The sequence below is a fragment of the Halopolyspora algeriensis genome (assembly GCF_003337235.1).
Classification (GTDB): domain Bacteria; phylum Actinomycetota; class Actinomycetes; order Mycobacteriales; family Pseudonocardiaceae; genus Haloactinomyces; species Haloactinomyces algeriensis.
Map to the genome: position 1 here is coordinate 1 of NZ_QPJC01000029.1, position 1,918 is coordinate 1,918.

Annotated in this window: 2 protein-coding genes; both read left to right on the forward strand. The window is 68.0% G+C overall.

Annotated features, from left to right (window positions below):
- Nucleotides 1-1,101: ADP-forming succinate--CoA ligase subunit beta (gene sucC, locus DFQ14_RS21565; RefSeq protein WP_114455174.1), on the forward strand; the 1,101-nt coding region annotated here is incomplete at its 5' end.
- Nucleotides 1,102-1,115: 14 nt separating this feature from the next.
- Nucleotides 1,116-1,918: succinate--CoA ligase subunit alpha (gene sucD, locus DFQ14_RS21570; protein WP_114455175.1), on the forward strand; the 803-nt coding region annotated here is incomplete at its 3' end.

Consider the following 1,918-nt stretch of genomic DNA (forward strand, 5'->3'; position numbering starts at 1 on the left):
TCCGTGGCCACTGATCCGAACGGGGCCAAGGCAGCCGCTGAAGAACTCGGCGGACCTGTGGTGGTCAAGGCCCAGGTCAAGGCCGGAGGACGGGGCAAGGCCGGCGGTGTGAAGCTGGCCGAGAGCCCCACCGAGGCCCGGGAGAAGGCCGAGGCGATCCTCGGGCTGGACATCAAGGGTCATGTCACACGTCAGGTACTGGTTACCGAGGCGTCCGACATCGCTGACGAGTACTACTTCTCCTACCTGCTGGATCGGGCCAATCGCCGGTTTTTGGCGATTGCCTCGGTCGAGGGCGGTATGGAGATCGAGGAGGTCGCGGCGACCAAGCCCGAGGCCGTTGCCCAGGTTCCGATCGACCCCATCCGGGGGGTCGACGAGGCCACCGCGCGCGAGATCGTCGAGGCCGCGCGGTTCCCGGCCTCCATCGCCGACCAGGTCGCCGACATCGCCGTCAAGCTCTGGGAGGCCTTCGTTGCCGAGGACGCCACGCTGGCCGAGATCAACCCGCTGGTCTCCGACCCGCAGGGCACGGTCCTCGCGCTGGACGGCAAGGTGACCCTCGACGGCAACGCCTCCTTCCGCCAGCCGAAGCAGGCCGAACTCGTCGACGAGGGGGCCGAGGACCCGCTGGAGGCCAAGGCCAAGGCCAAGGACCTCAACTACGTCAAGCTCGACGGTGAGGTCGGCATCATCGGCAACGGTGCGGGCCTGGTCATGTCCACGCTGGACGTGGTCGCCTACGCCGGCGAGGGGCACAACGGTGTCAAGCCGGCGAACTTCCTGGACATCGGCGGCGGCGCCTCGGCGGAGGTGATGGCGGCCGGGCTGGACGTCATCCTCGGCGACAGCGACGTGAAGTCGGTGTTCGTCAACGTCTTCGGCGGCATCACCGCCTGCGACGCGGTGGCCAACGGCATCGTGCAGGCGCTGGGCATGCTCGGCGACGAGGCGAGCAAGCCGCTGGTGGTCCGCCTCGACGGCAACAACGTCGAGCAGGGCCGGGCGATTCTGGCCGAGGCCAACCACCCGCTGGTCACAGTGGTGGACACCATGGACGGCGCGGCCGAGGCGGCCGCCGAACTGGCTGCGGGTAAGTGAGGGGCGAGCTGGAAGTGTCCATTTTTCTCAACGAGAACAGCAAGGTCCTCGTCCAGGGCATCACCGGTTCGGAGGGCACCAAGCACACCGCGCGGATGCTGCGCGCGGGAACCAACATCGTCGGCGGTGTCAACGCTCGCAAGGCCGGGCAGACCGTCGCCATCGAGGGCCGGCAGTTGCCGGTGTTCGGCAGTGTGGCCGAGGGCATGAAGGAGACCGGTGCCGACGTCTCGGTGCTGTTCGTGCCGCCGCGCTTCGCCAAGGACGCCGTCATCGAGGCCATCGACGCCGAGATCGGCCTGGCGGTGGTGATCACCGAGGGCATCCCGGTGCACGACGCGGCCTCCTTCTGGGCGCACGCCACCGCGACGGGCAACACCACCCGCATCGTCGGTCCGAACTGCCCCGGCGTGATCAGCCCCGGCAAGTCGAATGCGGGCATCATTCCCGCCGACATCACCTCCGGCGGCAAGATCGGCCTGGTGTCCAAGTCCGGCACGTTGACGTATCAGATGATGTACGAGCTGCGTGACATCGGTTTCTCCACCTGTGTCGGCATCGGCGGGGATCCGGTCATCGGCACCACGCACATCGACGCGCTGCAGGCGTTCCAGGACGATCCGGACACCGAGGCGATCGTGATGATCGGCGAGATCGGTGGTGACGCCGAGGAGCGGGCCGCCGAGTACATCAAGGCCCACATCACCAAGCCGGTGGTGGGCTACGTGGCCGGCTTCACCGCTCCCGAGGGCAAGACCATGGGCCACGCCGGCGCCATCGTCTCCGGCTCCTCAGGAACCGCCGAGGCGAAGAAGGA